Origin of the sequence: Serratia sp. CY82433 (genome assembly GCF_052166535.1) — a bacterium.
Classification (GTDB): Bacteria; Pseudomonadota; Gammaproteobacteria; order Enterobacterales; family Enterobacteriaceae; genus Serratia; species Serratia sarumanii.
This window is the reverse complement of the sequence record NZ_JBJNOR010000002.1, coordinates 254,312-277,338: the sequence shown is the minus strand read 5'-3', so window position 1 is coordinate 277,338 and position 23,027 is coordinate 254,312. Positions and strand designations below refer to the sequence as shown.

Genomic DNA, 23,027 nt, shown 5'->3' with positions numbered 1-23,027 from the left:
GAGCGGTGGCGATAAAATTTTTTGACCGCTGGCGGCCTACTGCGCGCGGGCGAAAATGGCGATCACTTCATCGAGGTGCGCCTTCATCGCCTTGCGGGCGCCGCGCACGTCGCGCGCTTCGATCGCTGCCAGGATCGCCCGGTGTTCCAGCTCGGAACGGTGCGGCATGTCGTCCGGCGTATAGTGGCGCTGCAGCACGCGAAACATGCTGCCGTAACGGTGGCCGAGCAGGTGGCCGATGATGAACGCATAGGCCGGGTTGCCGCTGGCCTGGGCGATGCGGATGTGGAACAGCCGATCGCCGGGGTGAGTGGCGGAGCCGGCGCGGTTATCGCGGCAGTTCTGCTCGTAGGCGGCGCGGATGCCCGCCAGCTCTTCGTCGGTGGCGTGGCGCGCGGCCAGCGCGGCGGTCTCCGGTTCGATCAACAGGCGGGTTTGCAGCAGTGAAAACGGCGGCAGCTCGGCGTTGAAATCCAGTTCAATATTCAGTTCGTCGTCGATCTCCGCCCACTGGTTGCGGCCGGCCTGCGCCATCACCGGCTCCTGCGACGGCGCCAGCGGCGTTTGCGAGCGCACGATCACCCCGTTGCCGACCTTGACGTCCACCAGGCCGATCACTTCCAGCGCGATCAGCGCTTCGCGCACCGACGCGCGGCTGACCTGCAACTGCTGGGCGAGATCGCGCTCCGAGGGCAGGCGGCTGCCCGGCGGAAATTCGTTATTTTCGATCAGACGTTTGAGCTGGTCTGCTATCTGTCTGTAAATTCTTGGGTTTTCCAGTCGGGTAATCGGCATTTTTGACCTTTGACGATTCGGCGTTCAGTGATTTGGCGCACAATTATGCGACAAGGCGCTTGAGTAATCGTTATTCAAGTGTAAAAAAATGGTTAATTGAAATGCGGTTTCAAGGCTGTTTTATTAACTTCTTCCCCCAACGATAACGCGTAAAGCGTCTTTTGTCATGTTAGAGGCCTGACCTTTAACCGCCCTTAGTGGCCTGACCATTAGACCTTTAGGCCGAGGAGTCAAGATGGATTTAACCGGGAAACGCGTACTGATCACCGCCGCCGGGCAAGGGATCGGTTTTACCACCGCCAGGCTGTTCGCCGCCGCCGGTGCCGAGGTGATCGCCAGCGACATCAACCTCGAGCGCCTGCAGGGCTGCGCCGGGATCCGCGCACTAACTCTGAACGTCACCGATCCGGCCGCCATCGCGGCGGCGGCGGAAGCGATCGGCCCGATCGACGTGCTGTTCAACTGCGCCGGCGTGGTGCACAGCGGATCGATCCTCGATTGCAGCGAAGATCAGTGGGCGTTCGCGCTCGATCTCAACGTTACCGCGATGTTCCGCATGATCCGCGCCTTCCTGCCGGGCATGTTGGCGCGCGGCAAAGGCTCGATCATCAACATGTCCTCGGTGGCCTCGAGCGTGAAAGGGGTGCCGAACCGCTTCGCTTACAGCGCCAGCAAGGCGGCGGTGATCGGCCTGACGCGCTCGGTGGCGGCGGACTACGTCACGCAGGGCATCCGCTGCAACGCCATCTGCCCCGGCACGGTGGAGTCGCCGTCGCTGCGCCAGCGCATTGCCGAGCAGGCGCGCGAGCAGGGGCGCAGCGAGCAAGAGGTGTATCAGGCGTTCGTCGCCCGTCAGCCGATCGGGCGCATCGGCACCACCGAGGAAATCGCCCAACTGGCGCTGTATCTGGCCTCCGACGCCAGTTCGTACACCACCGGCACGGTGCAGATCATCGACGGCGGCTGGAGCAACTGAGCCGCCATTTTTGAGAGAGGAACGCATGAAACTTTTACGTTACGGGCAACCCGGGCAAGAGCGCCCCGGCATGTTGGATGCGCAGGGCCGCCTGCGCGATCTGTCGCAGCATATCGCCGACGTGGGGGGCGCCGCGTTATTGCCGGCGTCGCTCGCCAAACTGCGCGCGCTGGACAGCGCCGCGCTGCCGCTGGTCGAAGGGCAGCCGCGCCTCGGCGCCTGCGTCGGCGGCATCGGCAAGTTTATCTGCATCGGCCTGAACTACGCCGATCACGCGGCGGAGACCGGCGCGGCCATTCCTGAAGAACCGGTGGTGTTTAACAAATGGACCAGCGCGGTGGTCGGCCCCTATGACCAGGTGGAGATCCCGCGCGGCTCGCAGAAAACCGACTGGGAAGTGGAGCTGGGCGTGGTGATCGGCCAGGGCGGGCGCTACATCAGCGAAGCTGACGCCATGCGCCACGTCGCCGGTTACTGCGTGATCAACGACGTCTCCGAACGCGAGTATCAAATTGAGCGCGGCGGCACCTGGGACAAGGGCAAAGGCTGCGACACCTTCGGGCCGATCGGCCCCTGGCTGGTCACCGCCGATGAGATCGCCGATCCGCACAGCCTGAACCTGTGGCTGGAGGTGGACGGCAAGCGCTATCAGGACGGCAACACCAGCACCATGATCTTCCGCATTCCGCAGATCGTCAGCTACCTCAGCCGCTTTATGAGCCTGCAGCCGGGCGACGTGATCTCCACCGGCACGCCGCCGGGCGTCGGCATGGGGCAGAAACCGCAGCCCATCTATCTGCGGGCGGGCCAGACGATGCGTCTGGGCATCGAAGGGCTGGGCGAACAGCGCCAGCAAACCGTACAGGCCTAACCGGGAGCGCCGCCATGACCACCATTACCGCACTGCGGGTTGAAGACATTCGTTTCCCCACGTCGCTGGGGCTGGACGGATCCGACGCCATGAATCCGGATCCCGACTATTCCGCCGCCTACGTGATCCTGGAGACCGATCGCGCGGATCTCAGCGGCCACGGGCTGACGTTCACCATCGGCCGCGGCAACGAGATCTGCTGCGCGGCGATCCGCGCGCTGGAGCATCAGATCGTCGGCGAGCGGCTGGAAGATATCGCCGCCGACATGGGCGCCTTCTGGCGGCGCTTCACCAGCGACAGCCAGCTGCGCTGGATCGGGCCGGACAAGGGGGCCATTCACCTGGCGACCGGTGCGGTGGTCAACGCGGTGTGGGATCTGTGGGCCAAATCGGTCGGCAAGCCGGTGTGGCGGCTGGTGGCGGAGATGACGCCAGAGGAGCTGGTGCGCTGCATCGACTTCCGTTACATCACCGACTGCATCACGCCGCAGGAAGCGCTGGCGCTGCTGAAACAGCGTGCCGAGGGCAAAGAAGAGCGCCTGGCGCGGCTGCTGCAGGAGGGGTATCCCTGCTACACCACCTCCGCCGGCTGGCTGGGTTATCCGGACGACAAGCTGCGTCGCCTGTGCCAGGAAGCGGTCGACGCCGGTTTCTCCTACCTGAAGCTGAAGGTAGGGCGCGATCTGGAAGATGACATCCGCCGGGTGCGCATCGCCCGCGAGGTGATCGGCCCGGATCGCCGGCTGATGATCGACGCCAACCAGGTGTGGGAGGTGGACGAAGCCATTCCGTGGGTGAAGCATCTGGCGTTCGCCAAACCCTGGTTTATCGAAGAACCGACCAGCCCGGACGACGTGGAAGGGCACCGCCGCATCCGCGAAGGGGTGGCGCCGGTCAAGGTGGCCACCGGCGAGATGTGCCAGAACCGCATCATGTTCAAGCAGTTCATCATGCGCGGCGCGGTAGACGTGGTTCAGATCGACGCCTGCCGCCTCGGCGGCGTCAACGAAGTGCTGGCGGTGATGCTGATGGCGGCCAAATACCAGCTGCCGGTCTGCCCGCACGCCGGCGGCGTCGGGCTGTGTGAGTACGTGCAGCACCTGTCGATGATCGACTACCTGTGCATTGCCGGCAGCCACGAAGGCCGGGTGATCGAGTACGTCGATCATCTGCATGAACACTTTGTCGATCCCTGCGTGATCAACGGCGCGGCCTACATGCCGCCGAGCCGCCCCGGCTATTCGATCGAGATGCATCCGTCGTCGATCGAGCAGTATCGGTTCCGCGGGTGAGGCGGGAGGATCGAATGCCGTGCATCGATGCTCACCAGCACTACTGGCGCTATCACCCACAGCATTACCCGTGGATCGACGAGCGGATGAGCGTGCTGCGGCAGGATTTCGATCCGCCCCGGCTGCGGCCGCTGTTGCAGGAACAGGGGTTCGACGGCGCTCTGGCGGTGCAGGCGCGCCCCAGCGAGGAAGAGACGCTGGCCCTGCTGGCGCTGGCTGAGCAGAGCGAGGGCGTATGCGGCGTGGTGGGCTGGCTGGATATCGCTTCGCCACAGCTGGCGCAGCGTCTGGAAACTTTTCGTCCGCGTACCGCGCTGCGCGGGGTGCGCCATCAGGTGCAGGACGAAGCGGATCCGGCGGCCTGGCTGGCGCGGCCGGAAGTGAAGCGCGGCATGCAAACGCTGCAGCGCGCCGGGTATGTGTACGAGATCCTGGTGACGCACCGGCATCTGGCGGCCGCGGCGGCGTTCGCCGCCCGCCACGATGAGCACTGGTTGGTGTTGGATCATCTCGGCAAGCCGGATATCGCGCGCGGCGCGCGGCACTGGGCGCAGCAAATTCGGCCGCTGGCGGCGCTGCCGCACGTGGCCTGCAAGCTGTCGGGGCTGATCACCGAGGCGCCGGGTGGCCGGTGGCGGGCGGAAGAACTGCTGCCGTTCGTCGACGCCGCGCTGGAGGCGTTTGGCCCGCAGCGGCTGATGTTCGGCTCCGACTGGCCGGTGTGCCTGCTGGCCGGCGATTACCGCCAGGTGGTGCAACTGTGCGAACGGGCGCTGTCGACGCTGGGGGCCGCCGAGCAGGCGGCGATTTGGGGCGACACCGCCTGGCGAATTTACGGTTTAACGGAGTCTGGTTATGGATCTGTATCTGCAAGATAAGGTGGTGCTGGTCACCGGCGGCGGTGCCGGCATCGGCGCGGCGATTGCACATGTGCTGGCCGAAGAAGGGGCGATCCCGGTGTTGGTCACCAACGCCGCGCCGGAGGCGGCGCTGCTGGCCGATTTGCAGCGGCTGCAGCCGCGCACCGAGGTGATCCTCACCGAACTGTGCGACGAGGCGGCCTGCCGCCGCGCGGTCAGCCAGACGCTGGCGGCCTTCGGCCGCATCGACGGGCTGGTGAATAACGCCGGGGTCAACGACGGCGTCGGACTGGAGGCGGGGCGCGAAGCCTTCGTCGGCTCGTTGGAAAAGAACCTGGTGCACTACTACCTGATGGCGCACCTGTGCCAGGCGGCGCTGCAGGAGAGCCGGGGCGCTATCGTCAACATCGCCTCCAAGACCGCGCTCAGCGGCCAGGGCGGCACCAGCGGCTACACCGCCGCCAAGGGCGCGGTGCTGGCGCTGACGCGTGAATGGGCGGTGTCGCTGCGCCATGACGGGGTGCGGGTGAACGCGGTGGTGCCGGCGGAGGTGATCACCCCGCAGTACCAGCGCTGGCTCAACACCTTCGCCGAGCCGCAGCGGCAGATGGCGAAAATCACCGCGCGCATTCCGCTCGGGCAGCGCATGACCACGCCGCAGGAGATCGCCGATACCGTGGCGTTCCTGTTGTCGTCGCGGTCGTCGCACACCACCGGGCAGTGGCTGTCGGTGGACGGCGGCTACCTGCATCTCGATCGGGCGCTGACGTGAGCGGCGCGGCGGCAGGGCGGCGCCGTTTCTGCCAGGCGCTCGATCTGATTGACTCACCGGCGCTAATTGCGGAGTACCTGCAGCATCATCAGCGCATCTGGCCGGGCATCGCCGCGCATTTGCGCGAGCACGGCATTCTGGACATGGAGATTTACCGGTTGGGCACCCGGCTGTTCATGATCGTGGAGGTCAGCGCCGATTTCGACGCTGCGCGCTTTGACGCCGCTAGCCTGAACAACCCCGAAGTACAGCGATGGGAAGCGCTGATGTGGCACTACCAGGCCGCCACCCCCTGGACGCCGCAGGGCGAAAAATGGGTGGAAATGGCGCGGATATTTTCTCTGCAACAGCAATAACGCCAACATCATCATCGCCAGACGATACGAGGGTATCACCATGCTTGCTGAAAAAAGTGCGGCCTCCGCGCAGCCGGGCGTCGCCGTGACCGCCAATCTGCGCTGGGCCTTTATCCTGGTCACCAGCCTGTTCTTCATGTGGGGGCTGTCCTATGGCCTGCTGGACGTATTAAACAAACATTTTCAGGAGACGTTGCACGTTACCAAGGCGCAGTCGGGGCTGTTGCAGGCGGCCTATTTCGGCGCCTATTTCCTGGTGGCGCTGCCTGCCGGGTACTTTATGGACCGCAAGGGCTATAAGGCGGGCATTCTGGTCGGGCTGTGCCTGTATGCGCTGGGAGCGCTGCTGTTCGTGCCGGCGGCGTCGGCCAACAGCTTCGGCGTGTTCCTGTTCGCGCTGTTCGTTATCGCCAGCGGTTTGGGCTGCCTGGAAACGGCCGCCAACCCGTACGCCACGGTGCTGGGCGACGCGCAGGGCGCCGAACGGCGGCTCAACCTGGCCCAGTCGTTCAACGGCCTCGGGCAGTTTATCGGCCCATTGATCGGCGGCACGCTGTTCTTCTCCGCCAGCCAGTCCGCCGGCGGCGGCGATCAGAGCGCGGTGAAGATGACCTATGTGGCGATCGCCCTGCTGGTGCTGCTGATCGCGCTGTTGTTCAGCCGCACCCGGCTGCCGGCGATCCGAGAAGAGGAAAAACCGGTGCACGGCGTGATAGCGCAGGGCTTATGGCAGCATCCGCATTTCGTCGGCGGGGTGATCACGCAGTTCTTCTACGTGGCGGCGCAGGTGGGCGTGGGGGCGTTCTTCATCAACTACGCCACCGAACACTGGCGCGATGTGTCTAACCAAAGCGCCTCTTACCTGCTGTCGATCGCCATGATCTGCTTTATGGTCGGGCGCTTCTTCAGCACCTGGCTGATGGGGCGAGTCAAACCGGCGACGCTGCTGGCGGCCTATGCGCTGATCAACATCGCGCTGTGCGGCGTGGTGATGCTGAGCGTCGACGGGGTGTCGGTGGTGGCGCTGATCGCGGTGTTCTTCTTTATGTCGATCATGTTCCCGACCATTTTCGCCCTGGGGGTGAAAAACCTGGGTAAACACACCAAGCGCGCCAGCTCCTTTATGATCATGGCGATCGTCGGCGGCGCCATCATGCCGTACTTTATGGGGGCGCTGGCCGACCGTTACAGCACCGCGCTCTCTTATCTGTTGCCGCTGCTGTGCTTCGCGGTGGTGCTGGTTTACGGCCTGCGGCAGCGCCGCGCCTGATTCAACCCGGCGGCGAATCGGCCTTCGCCGCCGTTGTCAGCGCCTGTGGGCGCGTTCGCATCAGGATCGCCAGCGCCAGCAGCAGCACGATGCCGGACAGCACACCGTTTATCGTCAATCCCCCTGCATCCACCACCAGCCCGCCCGCCAGTGAACCGCAGGAAATCGCCAGATTAAACAGCGCGATATACAGCGAAGAGGCGACCTCGACCGCATTGGGCGCCGCCTTGAGCATCCACGCCATCAGCGACACGGAAACGCCGCCGTAGGCGATGCCCCACAGCAGGAGGAAGGCGCCGCCGCTCAGCGGCGCGCGGCCCAGCAGCGGCAGCAGCAGGACGGCGAGCGCCAGCCCGAAGGCGATCAGCGCCAGGGTGCGGCGCAGCCGTTTGGCGGCGGCCTGGCCGGCGATGAAATTCCCGACGATACCGGCGACGCCGTAGGCGAACAGCAGCGGCCCCACCCAGCGGCTCTCGATGCCGGCGACCGTCTGCAGCAGCGGGCGGACAAAGGTGTAGGCCATAAAGTGGCCGGCGACCAGCAGAAACGTCAGCAGCAGCCCGAGGAGCAACCGGCGATTCGCGCGCTGCGCGGTGAACGACCGCCAGCTCACCGCCTGCGTGACCGGCAGCGGCGGCAGCACGCACAGCAGCAGGAGCAGGGTCAGCGCCGCCAGGACGGCGACGGCCAGAAACGCCATGCGCCAGCCCAGCGCTTCGCCGAGCAACACCCCGAGCGGCACGCCGAGCACCGAGGCCGCCGCTACGCCGCCGAAGATGACGGACAGCGCCAATCCGACGGAGGCCGGCGGCACCAGACGTTCCGCCAAGCCGCCGGCGATGGCCCAGATACCGCCGATGCAAAAGCCCAGCAGGATGCGCGCAGCGAACAGCAGCGCTATGGAGGTAGCGGCGGCGGCCAGCAGGTTGGCGGCGATCAGCAGCAGCAGAAAGACGATCAGCAGGCTGCGGCGATCCGTGCGCCGGGCGCCCAGCACCACCAGCGGGGCGAACAGCGCGGCGAACAGGGCAGGCAGGGAAATCAGTAACCCGGCGCGGCCTATCGATGCGTTCAAGGTGCTGACTATCGGGGTCAGCAGCCCGACGGGCAGCATTTCTGCCGTGACGACGGTAAAGGTGGACAGACCGATGGCGAAGGTCGCCAGCCAGGGTTTTGCGCCGCCGCCGGCGTGTAAGGCACTCATAATGACTCTCCCAACAGATGAAGAGCCTCAGTGTATCCGCGCCAAAATGGCTGATAAACTGGCCTGAATGCGCAACATTGGGGACACATCGTGGCTAATTTACCGTCTATGCCGTTGGATAACCTGACCGACCTGCTGGTGTTCATTCGCGTCGCCGACGCCTGTAGCTTCACGCTGGCGGCCGAGAGGCTGGGCATCTCCCGCTCGGCGGCGGGCAAATGCGTGATCCGATTGGAGGAGCGATTAGCCACCCGGTTGCTGCAGCGCACCACGCGCAGCGTCAGCCTGACCGAAGACGGCGCGGTGTTTTACGAGTATGCGCAGCGCATCCTGTCGCAGGCCGAAGAGGCGGAAACGGCGCTCAATACGCGGCGGCAAACCCCACGCGGGCGGCTGCGGCTGGATCTGCCGGTCTCGTTGGGGCGGTTGCATATCCTGCCGATTCTGCGGGAGTTTTTGGCGCAGTGGCCGGAGGTGGACGCCGACGTCAGCTTCTCCGACGATTACAGCGATCTGGTGCGCGACGGCATCGACGTGGCTGTCCGCGTCGGCGGCAACGACGACAGCCGGCTGGTGCGGCGGGTGCTCGCGCCACATCGCCTGATCACCTGCGCGGCGCCGGATTATCTGGCGCGGCACGGCACGCCTGCAAAACCGGAGGCGTTGGGCGATCACGAGACGCTGGTCTTCAGCCATCAGGGGCTGCCGGCGCCCTGGCGCTATTTGGTCAACGGCCAACTGCACGAACAGCCGGTGCGCGGCCGGATGCGTTTCAACAACGTCGAGGCCTTGCGGGATGCGGCCGTCGCCGGAGCCGGCCTGTGCCAGGTGGGGGCGTTTCTGGTCGGCGAGCAGATTGCGGCCGGCACGCTGGTGCCGGTGCTGGAGCGCTATTGCCGCCCGGGGCCGCCGATCTGCGCCGTCTATCCCAGCCGGCGCCATCTCTCCCCCAAGGTGAAACTGTTCCTGGCGGCGATCGAACGGCGCTGGCAGGGCAAGGCGATTTGGGAAACCGCTTAGCGCGAGCGATTCACGCCGCTTTCAAGGCCAGCGTTCGCCGCATTAAGCGGTAGCCGCCGGCCGCCACCAGCAGCACGATCAGCCCGGCGGTGAGCGTGACGCCGAAGCCGGCCGCTATCCCGGCGGCATCGATCGCCAGGCCCGCCAATGCGGCGCCGAGCGCCACGCCTATCCCCAGGCCGGTGACCATCCAGGTCAACCCCTCCGTCAGCCGGGAGGGCGGCACGATGTTTTCAACCAGCCCCATGGCAATGATCATGGTCGGCGCAAAAAACAGTCCGGCGACAAACATCGCCGCCGCCAGCGTCAAGACATTGTGCACCCACAGCAGCGGCAGGGTGGTGAAGGCGGTGGCGAACGCCGCGTATAAGAACAGGCGAGGCAAGGGGACGGGGATCTTCATTGCGCCGAAAATCAGCCCGGCCAGGCAGGAGCCGAACGCATAAACCGACAGCACGATGCTGGCGGCGGCCGGCTGTCCTTGCTGCTCGGCGAAGGCCACGCTGATGACGTCCACGGTGCCGACGATGGTGCCCAGGGCGATCAGCGCCAGCAGCAGGATCTGCATTGACGGCATGGCCAGGATGGCGCGCTGCCGCTGGTTATTGCGGGTGTAGACCGGGGGCTGAGTGCTTTTTTGCGAGGCGAATGCCGCAACGCCCGCCACCAGAAGCAGCGCGGCCACCAGAGGGCCGGCTTCTGGGAAGAGTGAAACGCTAAGCCCCACGGCGATCGGTGGGCCGACGATAAAGGCCACTTCATCTAACACGGACTCGAATGAAAATGCCGTGTGCAGCTGTGGCGTGCCGCGATAAATTTCGCTCCAGCGGGCTCTGACCATCGCGGAGATGCTGGGCATGCTGCCCGCAAGCGCGGCGAAGACGAACAGCGTCCAGTCCGGCGCCCGATAGTGGGTGCAGAGCAACAGCAGTAGCAGGGCGAGCGTGCTGATCCCGGTGGCATATGGCAGCACGCGGCTTTGGCCGTGACGATCCGCCGCGCGCGCGATTTGCGGCGCAAGCAGCGCCATGGAAAAGGCGAACGTCGCCGCCACCGCGCCCGCCAACCAATAAGAGCCGCGTACCTGTGAGAGCATGGTAATGATGCCGATACCGGTCATCGAGACCGGCAGGCGCGCGATCAGCCCGGCAGAGGAAAACGCCTTGCTGCCCGGGGCGTTGAACAGGTTGAAATAAGGATTTGCCATGGAAAGGGCTCCAGAAGTTGGCGGCTCAGTATTTGCTCAATGGCCATCATTGACATACGCCACGTATGTTACGTTAATTGACATACATGGCGTATGTCAATTATAACGTTCATCAATAATGAGGCGGGAGTGGACCCATGGCACGTAAAGCGCGCGCAGAAATGATTGAAGAAACCCGACAAAAACTGGTGGCGGCCGCCCGTCAGCAGTTCGGCAGCGTGGGGTATGCCGAGACGGTGATGGATGAACTCACCGCGCAAGCCGGCATGACGCGCGGTGCGCTCTACCACCACTTTGGGGACAAGAAAGGTTTGTTTTTGGCCGTCGTGCAAGAAATCGACGCCGAGATAGATGCGCGCTTGGCCGACATTACCGCGAGTTCGGCGGATGGCTGGGAGGCGTTTGCGGCGCGTTGTCGCGGTTATTTGATCATGATGACGGAGCCGCAAGCGCAACGCATTTTGTTGCGCGATTCACCTTCGGTGCTGGGGGCTGAATATTTGCAGGCCAGTAAGCTGCAATGCATTGTCTGGATGACGGGCGCATTGCAGGCGTTAATGGCGCAGGGGCGCATCGCCGTCGCCGAGCCGGAATCGCTGGCGCATTTGATCAACGGCGGCCTGATGGATGCCGCGCTTTGGATCGCGCACCAGCCGGATGAGAAAACCGCTTTGGAGCAGGCGTTGGCCGGTTTGTCGCTATTGCTGAACGGCTTGCGGCCAACGGCCGCTTAACCGGGCAGGGTATTTACTCCTGCGGCAGCAGCAGGGCGGGCTGGACGTTTTGCGCCAGCTGAATATTGTTGCGGCCGCTTTGCTTCGCCAGATAGAGCGCGGCGTCGGCCGCGCCGATCGCCGATTCGACGTCCAGTTTTTCCAATGCCGAGATGCCGGCGCTGAGCGTCAGCGTACCGCTGTGCTGCGGGCTGGCGCCGTGCGGGATATTCAGTTCCGCCACCCGTTGGCGCACCCGTTCGGCCAGCTGCGCCGCGTAGCCTTCGTGCACGTTGGTCAGCAGCACCAAAAACTCTTCCCCGCCGTAGCGCACCACGATGTCGCGCGAACGCACCGCATCGCGGATGGCGATCGCCACCTGCACCAGCGCCCGGTCGCCCATGGCGTGGCCGTAGCTGTCGTTGTAGACCTTGAAGTGGTCGATATCCAGCAGCAGCACGTAGTGGCGGCCGGTTTGCGGTTCCAGCAGCATGTTGATCTTATTCTCCAGCCCGCGACGGTTATAAAGGCCGGTCAGGGGATCGAGCATGCTCAAATTATTGAATTTGTCCCGCTCGTTATACAGGTTGGCCACCAGCGCGTGGGTAAAGATTTCACTGCGTTTCAACATCAGGTGATGAATGGAGAAAGCAATAATAGGCAATAGCGTGGTGAATAATATCCGCAGGGTATTATGCATACCGTCTAAAGCCAGGATCATCATTGCGGAAGGCACGGCATGTAAACAAAAGGCGGTAAAGTTATCCGTCAGAGAAATAGCGCTGATAAAAAAGATGCTGAACAAACTAATTAATAAAAAATCTTGGTTATTCGGCAGGCAATATTGACTTTTAACGTAGATATGTGCAGCCCACAGCAGGCCGAGCACGCTGGCGAACAGGTTGAGTTTGTACAGGTATTGCCGCGGCGTATGCAGAGAAAATAGCGCCGCCGCCAGACAAAATAACGGGATGCATAATAAAGGCAGAGTAAAAGAAGGGACATCCCTAAAAGGGAACAATAACGTAAATATGGAAGAGGCGGCATTCATCATTAGAAAAAGAAATAATGCCAGGCGCTGCTTGCTGTTCAGTAATTCCTGATAAGAACGGGCGTTCATACGGAGGTCACTCTTTGCAAAGTCGTACTGTCGAATAATTAAGGTTGAGAAGCATTCCCTTGGCGCGAAATATCCACTTGAATTGCATGGTTGACCGTTGTGATTATTATCATGCAAACAGGACTAGGAATTTTCTTATGTCAAATTATCATTTTTTCCTGCTGGTGTCATCTGGGTTTGGTCATCGCAGCGAAAATGATGCGGCGGCCAAAAAAGTGTTATATGATATTGGTTATCATTATCACTTGAGGGGGTTGTCATGCTCACTGCCATGATTGCCGCATGCGGGCTGTGGGGCGTCAGCTGGTGCCTCGGCGATCGCCTGGCCAGCGCCTGGGGCGTTTTGCTGCCATGCGCGCTGATGCCGCTGCTGGCCTTGATCGATCTCGATATGATGCAGCTGCGCAGCCTGATCGTGATAGCGATGTTGGCGACGCTGGTGATGCTGTTCAACAGCCGGCTGCGTCATTATCTGCTGCTGCCTTCCTGCATGGCGCTGGCGGGCGGCCTGGCGGCGGTCAGCCTCAACTTCAACTTCGGGTAAAACGCCGGAAACGGCAAAACCACGCTTAGGCGTGTTTTTCATCAATGCGTTGGGATTTTTTCGAAGGAACTACCGGAGAGATCATCAATTGGTGCGAAGAGAGGGACTTGAACCCTCACGTCCGTAAGGACACTAACACCTGAAGCTAGCGCGTCTACCAATTCCGCCACCTTCGCACAGTCGATGTTGTTGCTTTGATTTATATTACGTCGCCAGCGTGGTGCGAAGAGAGGGACTTGAACCCTCACGTCCGTAAGAACACTAACACCTGAAGCTAGCGCGTCTACCAATTCCGCCACCTTCGCATCGATGCTGAGTGCAATATAAATCATGTGGTTATTTGGTGCGAAGAGAGGGACTTGAACCCTCACGTCCGTAAGGACACTAACACCTGAAGCTAGCGCGTCTACCAATTCCGCCACCTTCGCGTACCAGAAACATTACCGGAGTAACGTTACCACGGAGGCGAATTCTAGAGATTTTGGCGGGCACGTCAACAGTTATTTCCCCGCATTGCGGGCGTTTGCTGGAAAAACAGCCATATCGCCGCTTTTCCGCTGGTCAAACAGCCAAATCAGCCAATCAATCAACACCCTGACCCGTGGCGCCAGGAAACGGCCGGGCGGATACATGATGTAAATCGGCATCGGCGGCGGCGGCGTGTCCGCCAGCACTTCCACCAGTTCGCCCCGTTCCAGCCAGGGGGCAAGCGAATAGCGCGCCGCCTGAATCAACCCCATGCCGGCCCGCGCGCCGGCGATGTAGGCGTCGGCGCCGCTGACGCTCAGCCGGGCGGGGAGTTCGCGCAGTTCCACTTTGCCGCCGCGGCAGAATTCCAGCGGGTAATCGCGGTTGCTGGCCAGGGAAAAATACCCTACCGCGCGGTGCGGCTCCAGGCTATCAATGTCGCGCGGCGTGCCGCAGGCCTGCAGGTAAGCGGGGGAAGCGCAGGTGACCTGTGGCAGCTGGGCGATGCGCCGCGCCACCAGGCTGTCGTCTTCGGTTTCCCAGGCGCGCAGCACGCAGTCCACGCCTTCGCGCAACAGATCGACGTGGGTGTCGTTGGCGCCCAGCGCCAGCGTGATGTCGGGATAGCGCCGGTAAAAGCCGTCCAGCGCCGGAATGACAATCTGGCGCGCCAGCGAATGGGGCATATCGATGCGCACTTTGCCGGACGGCTGCAGCTTATGGTGGCTGAACAGCGTGTCCGCCTCCTCAAGCGCCCCCAGCAACTGTACGCAGCGTTGATAGTAGAGGCTGCCTTCGCTGGTCACCTGCACCTGGCGGGTGGTGCGGATCAGCAGGCGCACGCCCAGCCGCTGCTCCAGCCGTTTCAACGCGTTGCTGACCGTGGCGCGCGGCAGCTGCAAGCGCTCGGCCGCCCGGCTGAAGCTGCCCAGTTCGACGATGCGGGTAAAAATGCGCATGGCTTGAACCTGATCCATGTCCACTCCGGATTGTTGGTGATTTTTGAACAGTGATGTGCAATCTGCATTATTTATCTTTGTAGCGTAAACAACCAGACTTTGCTGCGTTATCCGTTCATCGCATGAGGGCAGCACAATGCAACAACGTAAACTGGGTTCTCACGGCCCCCTCGTCTCCGCCTTGGGGCTGGGATGCATGGGCATGAGCGACTTCTACTCCACCGGCGCCGATCGGCAGGAAGCCATCGCCACGCTGCACCGGGCGCTGGAGCTGGGCGTCACGCTGCTCGACACCGCCGACATGTATGGCCCGCACACCAACGAGGAATTGGTGGGGGAAGCGATCAAGGGCAAACGGCAACAGGTGTTCCTGGCCACCAAGTTCGGCATCCTGCGCGATCCGGCGGATCCTTCGGCGCGCGGCGTCAGCAGCCGGCCCGAGTATATCCGGCGCTCGGTGGAAGGCAGCCTGCGGCGCTTGGGCGTAGAAGAGATCGATCTTTATTATCAGCATCGGGTCGATCCGCAGGTGCCGATCGAAGACGTCGTGGGCACGATGGCGGATCTGATCCGCGAAGGCAAGATCCGCCATATCGGCCTGAGCGAGGCGTCGGTCGCCACGCTGGAGCGGGCGCACAAGGTGCATCCGATCACCGCGCTGCAGACCGAGTATTCGCTGTGGACGCGCGATGCCGAACAGGGCGTGCTGGCGGCCTGTGAGCGCCTCGGCATCGGCTTTGTGCCTTACAGCCCGTTAGGGCGCGGTTTCCTCACCGGCGCTATCCGGCGGCCGGAGGATCTGGCCGAGGACGATTTCCGCCGCGGCAACCCGCGCTTCCAGGGGGAAAACTTCGCCCGCAACCTGGCGCTGGTGGAGAAGGTGGGGGAGCTGGCGGCACAGAAGGGCGTCAAGCCTTCACAGCTGGCGCTGGCCTGGGTGTTGGCGCAGGGCGAGCACATCGTGCCGATCCCCGGCACCAAACGCCGTCGCTACCTCGAAGAGAACGTCGCGGCGGCGGAGATAACGCTGAGCGCGGCCGAACTGGCGGCGATCGACGCGGTGTTTCCGCTGAGTGCGGCGGCCGGCGATCGCTACGGCGCTGAGTCGATGGCCTATATCAACGGCTAAAAAAAAGCGCGGCCTCAGGCCGCGCTCTGTCGTTTTCCGCCAACGGCGAATTATTTCTTCTTCGGCGCGCGCGGTGGGCGGCCGACGGTGGCCTGATACACCTTGAAGCGGCCGTTCTGCGCCAGCACTTCGTGGCTGCCGAAGGTGGCGTCCAGAATGTCCGGGTACGGCAGGAAGGCGTTGGCGACGATGCGCAGCTGGCCGCCGATCGGCAGGTGTTTCACCGCGCCGCGGATCAGGGTTTCGGCGGCGGTCAGGCTGGTCTGCAGCCCGTCGTGGAACGGCGGGTTGGAGATGATCATGTCGAAACGGCCGGTGATGTCGGAGTAAACGTTGCTGACGATCACTTCGCCTTCGATGCCGTTGGCGGCCAGCGTCGCGCGGCTGGACTCCACCGCGGCGGCGTTAACGTCGCTGAGGGTCAGTTTCACCTTCGGCGACAGCTTGGCCATCACCGAGGCCATCACGCCGGCGCCGCAGCCGATGTCCAGCACCTTGCCTTTCATGTGTTTTTCCAGCGTCGACAGCAGCAGCGAGCTGCCGACGTCCAGGCCGTCGCGGCTGAACACGCCCGGCAGCGTTTTCACTTCCAGATCGTGCAGCTGATAGCTGTCCCACCAGTCGTCCAGGCTGAACTCGGTCTGTGCGTCCAGGCGGCCGTGATACAGGCCGCAGCGGCGCGCGCTGTCGATTTTCACCAGCGTGGCGTGGCCTTCCAGCGTTGGCTCGGCGCTGCGCACGCCGCTGCGGTTTTCACCGACCACGAACACGTCTACGCCCACCGGCAGCAGCGCCAGGATGTTGCACAGCTGGAATTGCGCTTCCTGCTTGCTCTTCGGCCAGTAGTAAACCAGCGTGTCGCAGTTGGCGACGAAAGCGGGATCGACGGTCAAACCGAACTGCACGTTATCGCCCATCGTCCGGTTCAGTAACTGCCAGTGATGGTATTGCTGAGTGTGGACGCGCACGTCCGCGGCCTCGAATTGGGCCGGCAGGCTGTCCTGCAGGTCGCCGGCAAACAGCACGCGGCGTTCGATAAATTCATCACTGTGGCGCAGCATGACTTCACTGGCGGGGGTTAATGCAGACATCAGATATTGGCTCCTGGAAATGAGACCGGGGATTATAGAGCTTTGTGGCGATATGTTCGACGGGTTTGTTGGCGCGGGCTGCGCGGGTTTGTTAGCATAGCGCGGCGCATGGCAGGCATGGCGCACCACAACGGGTAGGAATCGGCATGGCATCAAAACGCGACTGGCTGTTACAACAACTGGGTATTACGCAGTGGACATTGCGCCGCCCGGGCGTGTTGCAGGGCGAAGTGGCGGTCAGTCTGCCACCCGAGGCGCGCCTGCTGGTGGTGGCGCAGACGCTGCCCGCACCGGACGATCCGCTGTTTTGCGACGTGCTGCGCAGCCTGGGGCTGACGCCGGCGCAAACTTACAGCCTGACGCCGGAACAGGCGGCGATGCTGCCTGAAGAGACCGCATGCAACAGTTGGCGGCTGGGCGTGGCGGAACCGCTTGCGGTCGCCGGTGCGCAGCTACACAGCCCGGCGCTGGCCGAGCTTTCCCAAGACGCGGGGGCCAAACGCGCCCTCTGGCAGCAGATTTGTCATCATGAACACGATTTCTACCCTGACGGCGGCCGACCTGGCCACGGCCTTCACCATTGAGCAAGCCAGCCACGCTTTCCCCTGGACGGAAACCACCTTCGCCAGCAATCAGGGCGATCGCTATCTTAACCTGAAGCTGAGCGCCGACGGGGAGATGGCGGGGTTCGCCATCACGCAGATCGTGCTGGACGAAGCCACGCTGTTCAACATCGCCATTCATCCGCAGTACCAGCGCCGTGGCTTTGGCCGCCTGTTGCTCAACGCGTTGATTGAACGGCTGGAGAGCCGCGGCGTGGTCACGCTGTGGCTGGAAGTGCGCGCCTCCAACCAGGCGGCGATCGCGCTGTATGAAGATCTCGGTTTCAACGAGGTTACCGTGCGCCGCAATTATTACCCGAGCGCCCACGGCCGCGAAGACGCGATCGTGATGGCGCTGCCGCTGGCGTAATCCGCCCGGCCGGTAAAAGCATTGATTGTCACCGGTTGGCAAATCGGCGAAAATGCCCGGCTGTTATCTTTTATTCACCGCTTTGCCCGGCGCCGCGATCGGCGCGTTCTGATGATGTCGCAGGGCGGACTAACCGTAGAACCTGAAAACCATGTCTCCTAGTGAATTTGCCCGCGAAGTCTCCAAAAGAAGAACTTTCGCCATCATCTCGCACCCCGATGCCGGTAAAACCACCATTACCGAAAAAGTGCTGCTGTTCGGACAGGCGATCCAGACCGCCGGTACGGTAAAAGGCCGCGGCTCCAGCCAGCACGCCAAATCCGACTGGATGGAAATGGAAAAGCAGCGTGGGATCTCGATCACCACCTCGGTGATGCAGTTCCCGTACCGCGACAGCCTGGTCAACCTGCTGGATACCCCGGGGCACGAAGACTTCTCCGAAGATACTTACCGTACTCTGACCGCCGTCGACTGCTGCCTGATGGTGATCGACGCCGCCAAGGGCGTTGAGGATCGCACCCGCAAGCTGATGGAGGTTACCCGTCTGCGCGACACGCCGATCCTGACCTTCATGAACAAACTGGACCGCGATATCCGCGATCCGATGGAAGTGATGGATGAAGTCGAGCGCGAACTGAAGATCGCCTGCTCGCCCATCACTTGGCCGATCGGCTGCGGCAAGCTGTTCAAGGGCGTTTACCACCTGTACAAGGATGAAACCTACCTGTACCAGACCGGTAAAGGCCACACCATTCAGGAAGTGCGCATCGTCAAGGGCCTGAACAACCCGGAGCTGGATGAGGCGGTGGGTGAAGATCTGGCGGCGCAGCTGCGCGATGAGCTGGAGCTGGTGCAGGGCGCTTCCCACGAATTCGATCAGGAAGCCTTCCTGAGCGGCGAGCTGACCCCGGTGTTCTTCGGGACCGCATTGGGCAACTTCGGCGTGGATCACATGCTGGACGGCCTGGTGGCCTGGGCGCCGGCGCCGATGCCGCGCAAAACCGACACCCGCGAAGTGACGGCGGCGGAAGAGAAATTCACCGGCTTCGTGTTCAAGATCCAGGCCAACATGGATCCGAAACACCGCGACCGCGTGGCCTTTATGCGCGTGGTTTCCGGCCGCTACGAGAAGGGCATGAAGCTGCGCCAGGTGCGCACCGGCAAAGACGTGGTGATCTCCGACGCGCTGACCTTTATGGCCGGCGACCGTTCGCACGTGGAAGAAGCCTATCCGGGCGACATCATCGGCCTGCACAACCACGGCACCATTCAGATCGGCGATACCTTCACCCAGGGTGAAGACATGAAGTTCACCGGCATCCCGAACTTCGCGCCGGAACTGTTCCGCCGCATTCGCCTGCGCGATCCGCTGAAGCAGAAACAGCTGCTGAAGGGGCTGGTGCAGCTGTCCGAAGAGGGCGCGGTGCAGGTGTTCCGTCCGATCGCCAACAACGATCTGATCGTCGGTGCGGTCGGTGTGCTGCAGTTCGACGTGGTGGTAGCGCGCTTGAAGAGCGAGTACAACGTGGAAGCGCTGTACGAGTCGGTCAACGTGTCGACCGCGCGCTGGGTCGAGTGCGACGACGTGAAGAAGTTCGAAGAGTTCAAGCGCAAGAACGAGATCAACCTGGCGCTGGACGGCGGGGACAACCTGTCCTATATCGCGCCGACCATGGTGAACCTCAACCTGACGCAGGAACGTTATCCTGATGTGACCTTCCGCAAGACGCGCGAACACTGATCAATCGGCAGGGCGCCCAGTGCGCCCTGCACGCCTCTCCTATTCCCACTGCGCTAATTAATAAACCTCCCTCATATTTTTCTTGCGAACCTAGGACACCAGGCGATGTTCGTTCGGCCTGCATTTTCTGTCTAATGGTCTATCTTTAACGGGATGTCCGCACATTGCTTGAGAGTAAATCACTGTAATATGTTGTTTGTTTGGTGAGTTATTCTGATGTGTTGCCGATAGGAGACAGTCAGTATCTTTAAATATCAATGAGATAACTATATTTCAGTTTTGTGTGACTTAGCCTGTCGTCAATAGGCGACAGTTTTTTGGCTAAAAATCCAACGTCTGATTTTTTTTCTTTGATTTTTAAGGTTTTTTTTGAGTTGGCACGGCCGTTGCAATATTCCTGTCGTGAACGCTTAATCGTATAGCGATGATGAAGTATTTACCGAGAAGGCCGCGTGAAGGTGGCCGCAGGGTTCCGGCGCTCTGGCGTTGTGAGCCCCCAACAAAAGGAAGAGATCGATGAAAAAGACCAAATTTGCACACTCGTTGATGGCTGTTGTATTGGGTTCTGTGTTGGTCAGCGGCAGTGCGCTGGCCGAAGAGAGTCTGCTCAACAAGGCGTCTAACGCCGCGGACAGTGCCGGTGCCAAAATCGATAGCTCCATGAAAAAAGTTGACGGTTACATGGATGACAGCGCGATAACGGCTAAAGTTAAAAGTGCGTTGGTGGAAGATAAAACCATCAAAAGTTCCGACATTTCGGTGAAAACCGAAAAAGGCGCCGTGACCCTGAGCGGGTTCGTCGGCAGCCAGGCGCAGGCGGAGCATGCGGTCGCTGTCGCCGGCAAGGTGGAAGGCGTCAAGACCGTCAGCGACAAGCTGCACGTGAAAGATGAAGCCAACCAGTCGATCAAATCGTATGCCGGCGACACCGCCACCACCAGCGAGCTGAAAGCCAAGCTGCTGGCCGATGACATCGTGCCGTCGCGCAATGTGAAAGTGGAAACCACCGATGGCGTGGTGCAGCTTTCCGGTGAGGTGAAAACGCAGGCGCAGTCTGAGCGTGCGGAAAGCATCGCCAAGGCTATCGACGGCGTGAAAAGCGTGAAAAACGACCTGGTGGTCAAGCCGTAATCCCGCCAGGCGCCCGTAACAAGTAACAACAAGCCGTATCGGTCGGGCCGTGAAGGCGGCCCGACATGTACCACCAAAAAAAGAAACTGATTTGCCGTCGCGCCCCGTTGTCGGGGCGGTAGACAGCAGCGAATTTTTTCACAATGGTAAGGAGAAGCTTATGTTTCGTTGGGGCATTATCTTTTTAGTCATCGCGCTTATCGCTGCGGCACTGGGGTTCGGTTCGCTGGCGGGCACCGCCGCCTGGGCGGCTAAAATCGTGTTTGTCGTCGGCATTATCCTGTTCCTGGTCAGCCTGTTCACCGGCCGCCGGCGCCCTTAGCCGGCCGGTATTTTCCTGCAAACTGTAACAAAGCTTAATTCCTTTTCTCACGTCGGGGAGGGCCGGCCATGAACAGCGACATCATCGTCGGGCGCTGGAAACAGCTGAAAGGCCAGGTATGGCAGGCATTGGCCGAATGGTCCGGCAGCGATTGCGTCTGGCTGGCCGGCAGCAATGATTTCCTCGCCGGCGTGCTGCAAGAGGATTACGGAAGAGAGCGAGACGCGGTATCCTCGGAGAAAACATCTCACTGAGGATGCCAAGTTGGGATACAGAATACCCATCACGCTCGGCAATATAGAACCGCTGGCGTCTAAGCCCTTTCGGCCAGGCAAGATGGCGCTGGTCTGCGAAGGCGGCGGCCAGCGCGGCATTTTCACCGCCGGCGTGCTGGACGAGTTTCAGCGCGCGGGCTTTAACCCATTCGACCTGCTGATCGGCACGTCGGCCGGCGCCCAGAATCTGTCTGCCTATATTTGCGGACAGGTGGGCTACGCGCGCCGGGTGATCACCCGTTACACCACCTCGGCTCAATTCTTCAATCCGCTGCGCTTCGTGCGCGGCGGGCATCTGATCGATCTCGATTGGCTGGTTGATACGGCAGCGGCGCAGATGCCGCTGGCGATGGACGTAGCGGAACGGCACTTTACCGACGGGCGCGAGTTTCTGCTGTGTGCCTGCCGCAGCGACGATTTCGAACCGACCTATCTGCCCGCGCAGCGCGAGCGCTGGCTGCCGGCCATCAAGGCGTCCAGCGCCATTCCCGGCTTCTATCGCCAAGGCGTGGAGCTGGACGGCATCAGCTATCAGGACGGCGGCATCAGCGATGCGATCCCGGTGGAAGAGGCCTATCGCCGCGGCGCCGACACCATCGTAGTGATCCGCACCGTGCCTTCGCAGATGTACTACACCCCGCAGTGGATGAAGCGCATGGAGCACTGGCTGAGCGACAGCAGCCTGCAGCAGATGGTGCGTATCCTGCAGCATCACGAGCAAAGCTATCACCGCATCCAGCGCTTTATCGAGAAGCCGCCGGGCAAGCTGCGCATCTTCGAGATCTTCCCGCCGAAGCCGCTGGCCAGCAATGCACTGGGCAGCCGACTGGGGTCGCTCAATCAGGATTATCACCTGGGGCGCCGCTGCGGCCGCTATTTCCTGGCCACCGTCGGCCAGTGGATGGCGCAGCCGGAGCCGGACGGCATGAGGGTGAAAAAAGCGCTGTCGCGCCGCCTGATCCAGCCGGAGAACGTCAGAATGCCTTCGCCGATCGTGACCGACATCGTCATGCCGTCCGATCTTGGCGCGCAGCCGGAGGCCGCGGTGGCGGCGCCGAAGATCATTCTGCCGGGCGATCTGCCGCCGGGTGAAGGGGGCGCGCTGTGAGTTATGCCTTTACCGACACCCACTGTCATTTCGATTTCCCGCCCTTTACCGGGCATGAGGGCGAGAGCCTGGTGCGAGCGGCAAGCGCCGGCGTCACGCGCATCATCGTCCCGACGGTCACCGCCGATCGCTTCGCGCGGGTGCTGCGGCTGGCGCAGGATCACGCGCCGCTGTTCGCCGCGCTGGGGCTGCATCCGCTGTATATCGCGCAGCATCATGAGCCGCAGTTGGAGCAACTGGCGGCGCTGCTGGCCGAACGGCCGCGCAAGCTGGTAGCGGTGGGGGAGGTCGGGCTCGATCTGTATATGGACAACCCACAGTTCGAGCGCCAGCAAAGCGTGCTGCTGGCCCAGCTGCGGCTGGCGAAACAGCATGACCTGCCGGTGATCCTCCATTCGCGCCGCACCCACGATCAGCTGGCTGCAGCCCTGCGGCGCGTGCAGCTGCCGCGTCGCGGCGTGGTGCACGGCTTCGCCGGCAGCCTGTCGCAGGCGCAGGCGTTTATCCGCCTCGGCTATTACATCGGCGTGGGCGGCACCATCACCTATGAGCGGGCGCAGAAAACGCGCGGCGTGATGGCGCAGCTGCCGCTCGAGGCGCTGCTGCTGGAGACCGATGCGCCGGACATGCCGCTGGCGGGCTATCAGGGGCAGCCGAATCGCCCCGAACGCGCCGCCGAGGTGTTTCAAACGCTGTGCGAGCTGCGGCCGGAACCGGCCGACGAGATCGCCGCCCATCTGCAGCGCAATGCTCAGGCGCTGTTTGCCATGCCGGATTGATGAGGTGATAACGTGACATGCGTCACGTTATAAGATTTTCATTTGCGTCTCG

Annotated in this window: 25 protein-coding genes and 3 tRNA genes; 19 read left to right on the top strand and 9 right to left on the bottom strand. The window is 62.3% G+C overall.

Annotated elements, in window-relative coordinates; genetic code table 11:
- Positions 1–36: 36 nt before the first annotated feature.
- Positions 37–795, bottom strand: a complete 759-nt coding sequence (locus ACJ8PI_RS14860; RefSeq protein WP_033636991.1) for a FadR/GntR family transcriptional regulator — start codon at positions 793–795, stop codon at positions 37–39.
- Positions 796–1,030: 235 nt separating this feature from the next.
- On the opposite strand from ACJ8PI_RS14860, the gene ACJ8PI_RS14855 reads away from it, so the two are divergent.
- From ACJ8PI_RS14855 to fucP, 7 genes are read left to right on the top strand one after another with little or no spacing between them, the layout of a single operon-like run.
- Positions 1,031–1,771, top strand: a complete 741-nt coding sequence (locus ACJ8PI_RS14855; RefSeq protein ID WP_016929185.1) for an SDR family oxidoreductase — start codon at positions 1,031–1,033, stop codon at positions 1,769–1,771.
- Positions 1,772–1,796: 25 nt separating this feature from the next.
- Positions 1,797–2,642 carry a fumarylacetoacetate hydrolase family protein gene (locus ACJ8PI_RS14850; RefSeq protein WP_033648523.1) on the top strand — a complete coding sequence of 282 codons (846 nt, stop codon included), beginning with the start codon at positions 1,797–1,799 and terminating at the stop codon, positions 2,640–2,642.
- Positions 2,643–2,656: 14 nt separating this feature from the next.
- A complete protein-coding gene (locus tag ACJ8PI_RS14845; protein WP_041037809.1) occupies positions 2,657–3,934 on the top strand; it encodes an L-fuconate dehydratase in 1,278 nt (425 codons plus the stop codon).
- A gap of 14 nt (positions 3,935–3,948) precedes the next feature.
- The gene (locus ACJ8PI_RS14840; RefSeq protein ID WP_164134820.1) at positions 3,949–4,812 is read left to right on the top strand and encodes an amidohydrolase family protein; all 864 of its coding nucleotides are present in this window, start codon (positions 3,949–3,951) and stop codon (positions 4,810–4,812) included.
- Positions 4,790–5,566 (top strand): SDR family oxidoreductase, encoded by a 777-nt coding sequence (locus tag ACJ8PI_RS14835; RefSeq protein ID WP_033636997.1) that lies wholly within the window; start codon positions 4,790–4,792, stop codon positions 5,564–5,566. The genes ACJ8PI_RS14840 and ACJ8PI_RS14835 overlap by 23 nt, the downstream gene beginning before the upstream one ends.
- Positions 5,563–5,922 carry an L-rhamnose mutarotase gene (locus ACJ8PI_RS14830; protein ID WP_033652860.1) on the top strand — a complete coding sequence of 120 codons (360 nt, stop codon included), beginning with the start codon at positions 5,563–5,565 and terminating at the stop codon, positions 5,920–5,922. Before ACJ8PI_RS14835 ends, ACJ8PI_RS14830 begins: the two co-directional genes overlap by 4 nt.
- A 40-nt stretch (positions 5,923–5,962) precedes the next feature.
- The gene (gene fucP / locus ACJ8PI_RS14825; RefSeq protein WP_164134819.1) at positions 5,963–7,192 is read left to right on the top strand and encodes an L-fucose:H+ symporter permease; all 1,230 of its coding nucleotides are present in this window, start codon (positions 5,963–5,965) and stop codon (positions 7,190–7,192) included.
- A 1-nt stretch (position 7,193) separates the two neighbouring features.
- On the opposite strand, the gene ACJ8PI_RS14820 is transcribed toward fucP, so the two are convergent.
- Positions 7,194–8,396, bottom strand: coding sequence for an MFS transporter (locus ACJ8PI_RS14820; protein WP_164134818.1), 1,203 nt, complete (start codon positions 8,394–8,396; stop codon positions 7,194–7,196).
- Positions 8,397–8,504: 108 nt separating this feature from the next.
- On the opposite strand from ACJ8PI_RS14820, the gene ACJ8PI_RS14815 reads away from it, so the two are divergent.
- Positions 8,505–9,416 (top strand): LysR family transcriptional regulator, encoded by a 912-nt coding sequence (locus ACJ8PI_RS14815; protein WP_033637002.1) that lies wholly within the window; start codon positions 8,505–8,507, stop codon positions 9,414–9,416.
- A gap of 10 nt (positions 9,417–9,426) precedes the next feature.
- Here the strand turns inward: ACJ8PI_RS14815 and ACJ8PI_RS14810 are convergent, their stop codons facing one another.
- On the bottom strand, positions 9,427–10,623 hold the full coding sequence (locus ACJ8PI_RS14810) for an MFS transporter (protein ID WP_164134817.1): 1,197 nt from the start codon (positions 10,621–10,623) through the stop codon (positions 9,427–9,429).
- A 137-nt stretch (positions 10,624–10,760) separates the two neighbouring features.
- Between ACJ8PI_RS14810 and ACJ8PI_RS14805 the strand changes: the two genes are divergently transcribed.
- Positions 10,761–11,357 carry a TetR/AcrR family transcriptional regulator gene (locus ACJ8PI_RS14805; RefSeq protein WP_060423279.1) on the top strand — a complete coding sequence of 199 codons (597 nt, stop codon included), beginning with the start codon at positions 10,761–10,763 and terminating at the stop codon, positions 11,355–11,357.
- A gap of 13 nt (positions 11,358–11,370) precedes the next feature.
- Here the strand turns inward: ACJ8PI_RS14805 and ACJ8PI_RS14800 are convergent, their stop codons facing one another.
- Positions 11,371–12,273, bottom strand: a complete 903-nt coding sequence (locus ACJ8PI_RS14800) for a GGDEF domain-containing protein (RefSeq protein WP_399573952.1) — start codon at positions 12,271–12,273, stop codon at positions 11,371–11,373.
- 442 nt (positions 12,274–12,715) lie between these two features.
- Here ACJ8PI_RS14800 and ACJ8PI_RS14795 point away from each other — a divergent pair, with 442 nt between their 5' ends.
- Positions 12,716–13,000 (top strand): DUF1435 domain-containing protein, encoded by a 285-nt coding sequence (locus ACJ8PI_RS14795; RefSeq protein ID WP_060426865.1) that lies wholly within the window; start codon positions 12,716–12,718, stop codon positions 12,998–13,000.
- Between the two features lie 89 nt (positions 13,001–13,089).
- Here ACJ8PI_RS14795 and ACJ8PI_RS14790 read toward each other — a convergent pair.
- The 4 genes from ACJ8PI_RS14790 to ACJ8PI_RS14775 form a co-directional block, all read right to left on the bottom strand.
- A tRNA-Leu gene (locus ACJ8PI_RS14790) sits at positions 13,090–13,176 on the bottom strand.
- Positions 13,177–13,218: 42 nt separating this feature from the next.
- Positions 13,219–13,305, bottom strand: a tRNA-Leu gene (locus ACJ8PI_RS14785).
- A 36-nt stretch (positions 13,306–13,341) separates the two neighbouring features.
- A tRNA-Leu gene (locus ACJ8PI_RS14780) sits at positions 13,342–13,428 on the bottom strand.
- A 72-nt stretch (positions 13,429–13,500) separates the two neighbouring features.
- Positions 13,501–14,445, bottom strand: a complete 945-nt coding sequence (locus ACJ8PI_RS14775) for a LysR family transcriptional regulator (protein WP_164134607.1) — start codon at positions 14,443–14,445, stop codon at positions 13,501–13,503.
- A 118-nt stretch (positions 14,446–14,563) separates the two neighbouring features.
- Here ACJ8PI_RS14775 and ACJ8PI_RS14770 point away from each other — a divergent pair, with 118 nt between their 5' ends.
- Entirely contained in the window at positions 14,564–15,556 is a 993-nt protein-coding gene (locus ACJ8PI_RS14770; RefSeq protein ID WP_049195996.1) for an aldo/keto reductase, read from the top strand.
- Positions 15,557–15,606: 50 nt separating this feature from the next.
- Here the strand turns inward: ACJ8PI_RS14770 and rsmC are convergent, their stop codons facing one another.
- Positions 15,607–16,647, bottom strand: a complete 1,041-nt coding sequence (rsmC, locus tag ACJ8PI_RS14765) for a 16S rRNA (guanine(1207)-N(2))-methyltransferase RsmC (protein WP_164134606.1) — start codon at positions 16,645–16,647, stop codon at positions 15,607–15,609.
- 146 nt (positions 16,648–16,793) lie between these two features.
- On the opposite strand from rsmC, the gene ACJ8PI_RS14760 reads away from it, so the two are divergent.
- The 8 genes from ACJ8PI_RS14760 to ACJ8PI_RS14725 all read left to right on the top strand — a co-directional run bounded on the left by ACJ8PI_RS14760 (position 16,794) and on the right by ACJ8PI_RS14725 (position 22,975).
- Positions 16,794–17,231 carry a DNA polymerase III subunit psi gene (locus ACJ8PI_RS14760; protein WP_033637012.1) on the top strand — a complete coding sequence of 146 codons (438 nt, stop codon included), beginning with the start codon at positions 16,794–16,796 and terminating at the stop codon, positions 17,229–17,231.
- Complete coding sequence (rimI, locus tag ACJ8PI_RS14755) at positions 17,176–17,619, top strand: ribosomal protein S18-alanine N-acetyltransferase (protein WP_033649119.1); 444 nt, start codon at positions 17,176–17,178, stop codon at positions 17,617–17,619. Before ACJ8PI_RS14760 ends, rimI begins: the two co-directional genes overlap by 56 nt.
- A 151-nt stretch (positions 17,620–17,770) precedes the next feature.
- A complete protein-coding gene (gene prfC, locus ACJ8PI_RS14750) occupies positions 17,771–19,360 on the top strand; it encodes a peptide chain release factor 3 (protein WP_164134605.1) in 1,590 nt (529 codons plus the stop codon).
- Between the two features lie 516 nt (positions 19,361–19,876).
- Complete coding sequence (gene osmY / locus ACJ8PI_RS14745) at positions 19,877–20,491, top strand: molecular chaperone OsmY (RefSeq protein ID WP_033637016.1); 615 nt, start codon at positions 19,877–19,879, stop codon at positions 20,489–20,491.
- 160 nt (positions 20,492–20,651) lie between these two features.
- A complete protein-coding gene (locus tag ACJ8PI_RS14740) occupies positions 20,652–20,813 on the top strand; it encodes a DUF1328 domain-containing protein (protein ID WP_004857650.1) in 162 nt (53 codons plus the stop codon).
- A 68-nt stretch (positions 20,814–20,881) separates the two neighbouring features.
- Positions 20,882–21,067, top strand: coding sequence for a CsbD family protein (locus ACJ8PI_RS14735; RefSeq protein ID WP_033649120.1), 186 nt, complete (start codon positions 20,882–20,884; stop codon positions 21,065–21,067).
- A gap of 10 nt (positions 21,068–21,077) precedes the next feature.
- Positions 21,078–22,196: a patatin-like phospholipase family protein gene (locus tag ACJ8PI_RS14730; RefSeq protein WP_049196002.1), complete on the top strand. Its 1,119-nt coding sequence runs from the start codon at positions 21,078–21,080 to the stop codon at positions 22,194–22,196.
- Complete coding sequence (locus ACJ8PI_RS14725; protein WP_033649122.1) at positions 22,193–22,975, top strand: TatD family hydrolase; 783 nt, start codon at positions 22,193–22,195, stop codon at positions 22,973–22,975. Before ACJ8PI_RS14730 ends, ACJ8PI_RS14725 begins: the two co-directional genes overlap by 4 nt.
- The last annotated feature ends 52 nt before the right edge of the window (positions 22,976–23,027 follow it).

Bases quoted from the DNA above. Each gene is read 5' to 3' on its own strand.
- osmY (WP_033637016.1), top strand. From the start codon at position 19,877: ATGAAAAAGACCAAATTTGCACACTCGTTGATGGCTGTTGTATTGGGT.
- ACJ8PI_RS14770 (WP_049195996.1), top strand. From the start codon at position 14,564: ATGCAACAACGTAAACTGGGTTCTCACGGCCCCCTCGTCTCCGCCTTG.
- ACJ8PI_RS14840 (WP_164134820.1), top strand. From the start codon at position 3,949: ATGCCGTGCATCGATGCTCACCAGCACTACTGGCGCTATCACCCACAG.
- ACJ8PI_RS14775 (WP_164134607.1), bottom strand. From the start codon at position 14,445: ATGGATCAGGTTCAAGCCATGCGCATTTTTACCCGCATCGTCGAACTG.
- ACJ8PI_RS14860 (WP_033636991.1), bottom strand. From the start codon at position 795: ATGCCGATTACCCGACTGGAAAACCCAAGAATTTACAGACAGATAGCA.
- prfC (WP_164134605.1), top strand. From the start codon at position 17,771: ATGTCTCCTAGTGAATTTGCCCGCGAAGTCTCCAAAAGAAGAACTTTC.
- ACJ8PI_RS14805 (WP_060423279.1), top strand. From the start codon at position 10,761: ATGGCACGTAAAGCGCGCGCAGAAATGATTGAAGAAACCCGACAAAAA.
- ACJ8PI_RS14760 (WP_033637012.1), top strand. From the start codon at position 16,794: ATGGCATCAAAACGCGACTGGCTGTTACAACAACTGGGTATTACGCAG.
- ACJ8PI_RS14795 (WP_060426865.1), top strand. From the start codon at position 12,716: ATGCTCACTGCCATGATTGCCGCATGCGGGCTGTGGGGCGTCAGCTGG.
- ACJ8PI_RS14850 (WP_033648523.1), top strand. From the start codon at position 1,797: ATGAAACTTTTACGTTACGGGCAACCCGGGCAAGAGCGCCCCGGCATG.
- fucP (WP_164134819.1), top strand. From the start codon at position 5,963: ATGCTTGCTGAAAAAAGTGCGGCCTCCGCGCAGCCGGGCGTCGCCGTG.
- rsmC (WP_164134606.1), bottom strand. From the start codon at position 16,647: ATGTCTGCATTAACCCCCGCCAGTGAAGTCATGCTGCGCCACAGTGAT.
- ACJ8PI_RS14855 (WP_016929185.1), top strand. From the start codon at position 1,031: ATGGATTTAACCGGGAAACGCGTACTGATCACCGCCGCCGGGCAAGGG.
- ACJ8PI_RS14820 (WP_164134818.1), bottom strand. From the start codon at position 8,396: ATGAGTGCCTTACACGCCGGCGGCGGCGCAAAACCCTGGCTGGCGACC.
- ACJ8PI_RS14845 (WP_041037809.1), top strand. From the start codon at position 2,657: ATGACCACCATTACCGCACTGCGGGTTGAAGACATTCGTTTCCCCACG.
- ACJ8PI_RS14740 (WP_004857650.1), top strand. From the start codon at position 20,652: ATGTTTCGTTGGGGCATTATCTTTTTAGTCATCGCGCTTATCGCTGCG.
- ACJ8PI_RS14735 (WP_033649120.1), top strand. From the start codon at position 20,882: ATGAACAGCGACATCATCGTCGGGCGCTGGAAACAGCTGAAAGGCCAG.
- ACJ8PI_RS14810 (WP_164134817.1), bottom strand. From the start codon at position 10,623: ATGGCAAATCCTTATTTCAACCTGTTCAACGCCCCGGGCAGCAAGGCG.
- rimI (WP_033649119.1), top strand. From the start codon at position 17,176: ATGAACACGATTTCTACCCTGACGGCGGCCGACCTGGCCACGGCCTTC.
- ACJ8PI_RS14835 (WP_033636997.1), top strand. From the start codon at position 4,790: ATGGATCTGTATCTGCAAGATAAGGTGGTGCTGGTCACCGGCGGCGGT.
- ACJ8PI_RS14815 (WP_033637002.1), top strand. From the start codon at position 8,505: ATGCCGTTGGATAACCTGACCGACCTGCTGGTGTTCATTCGCGTCGCC.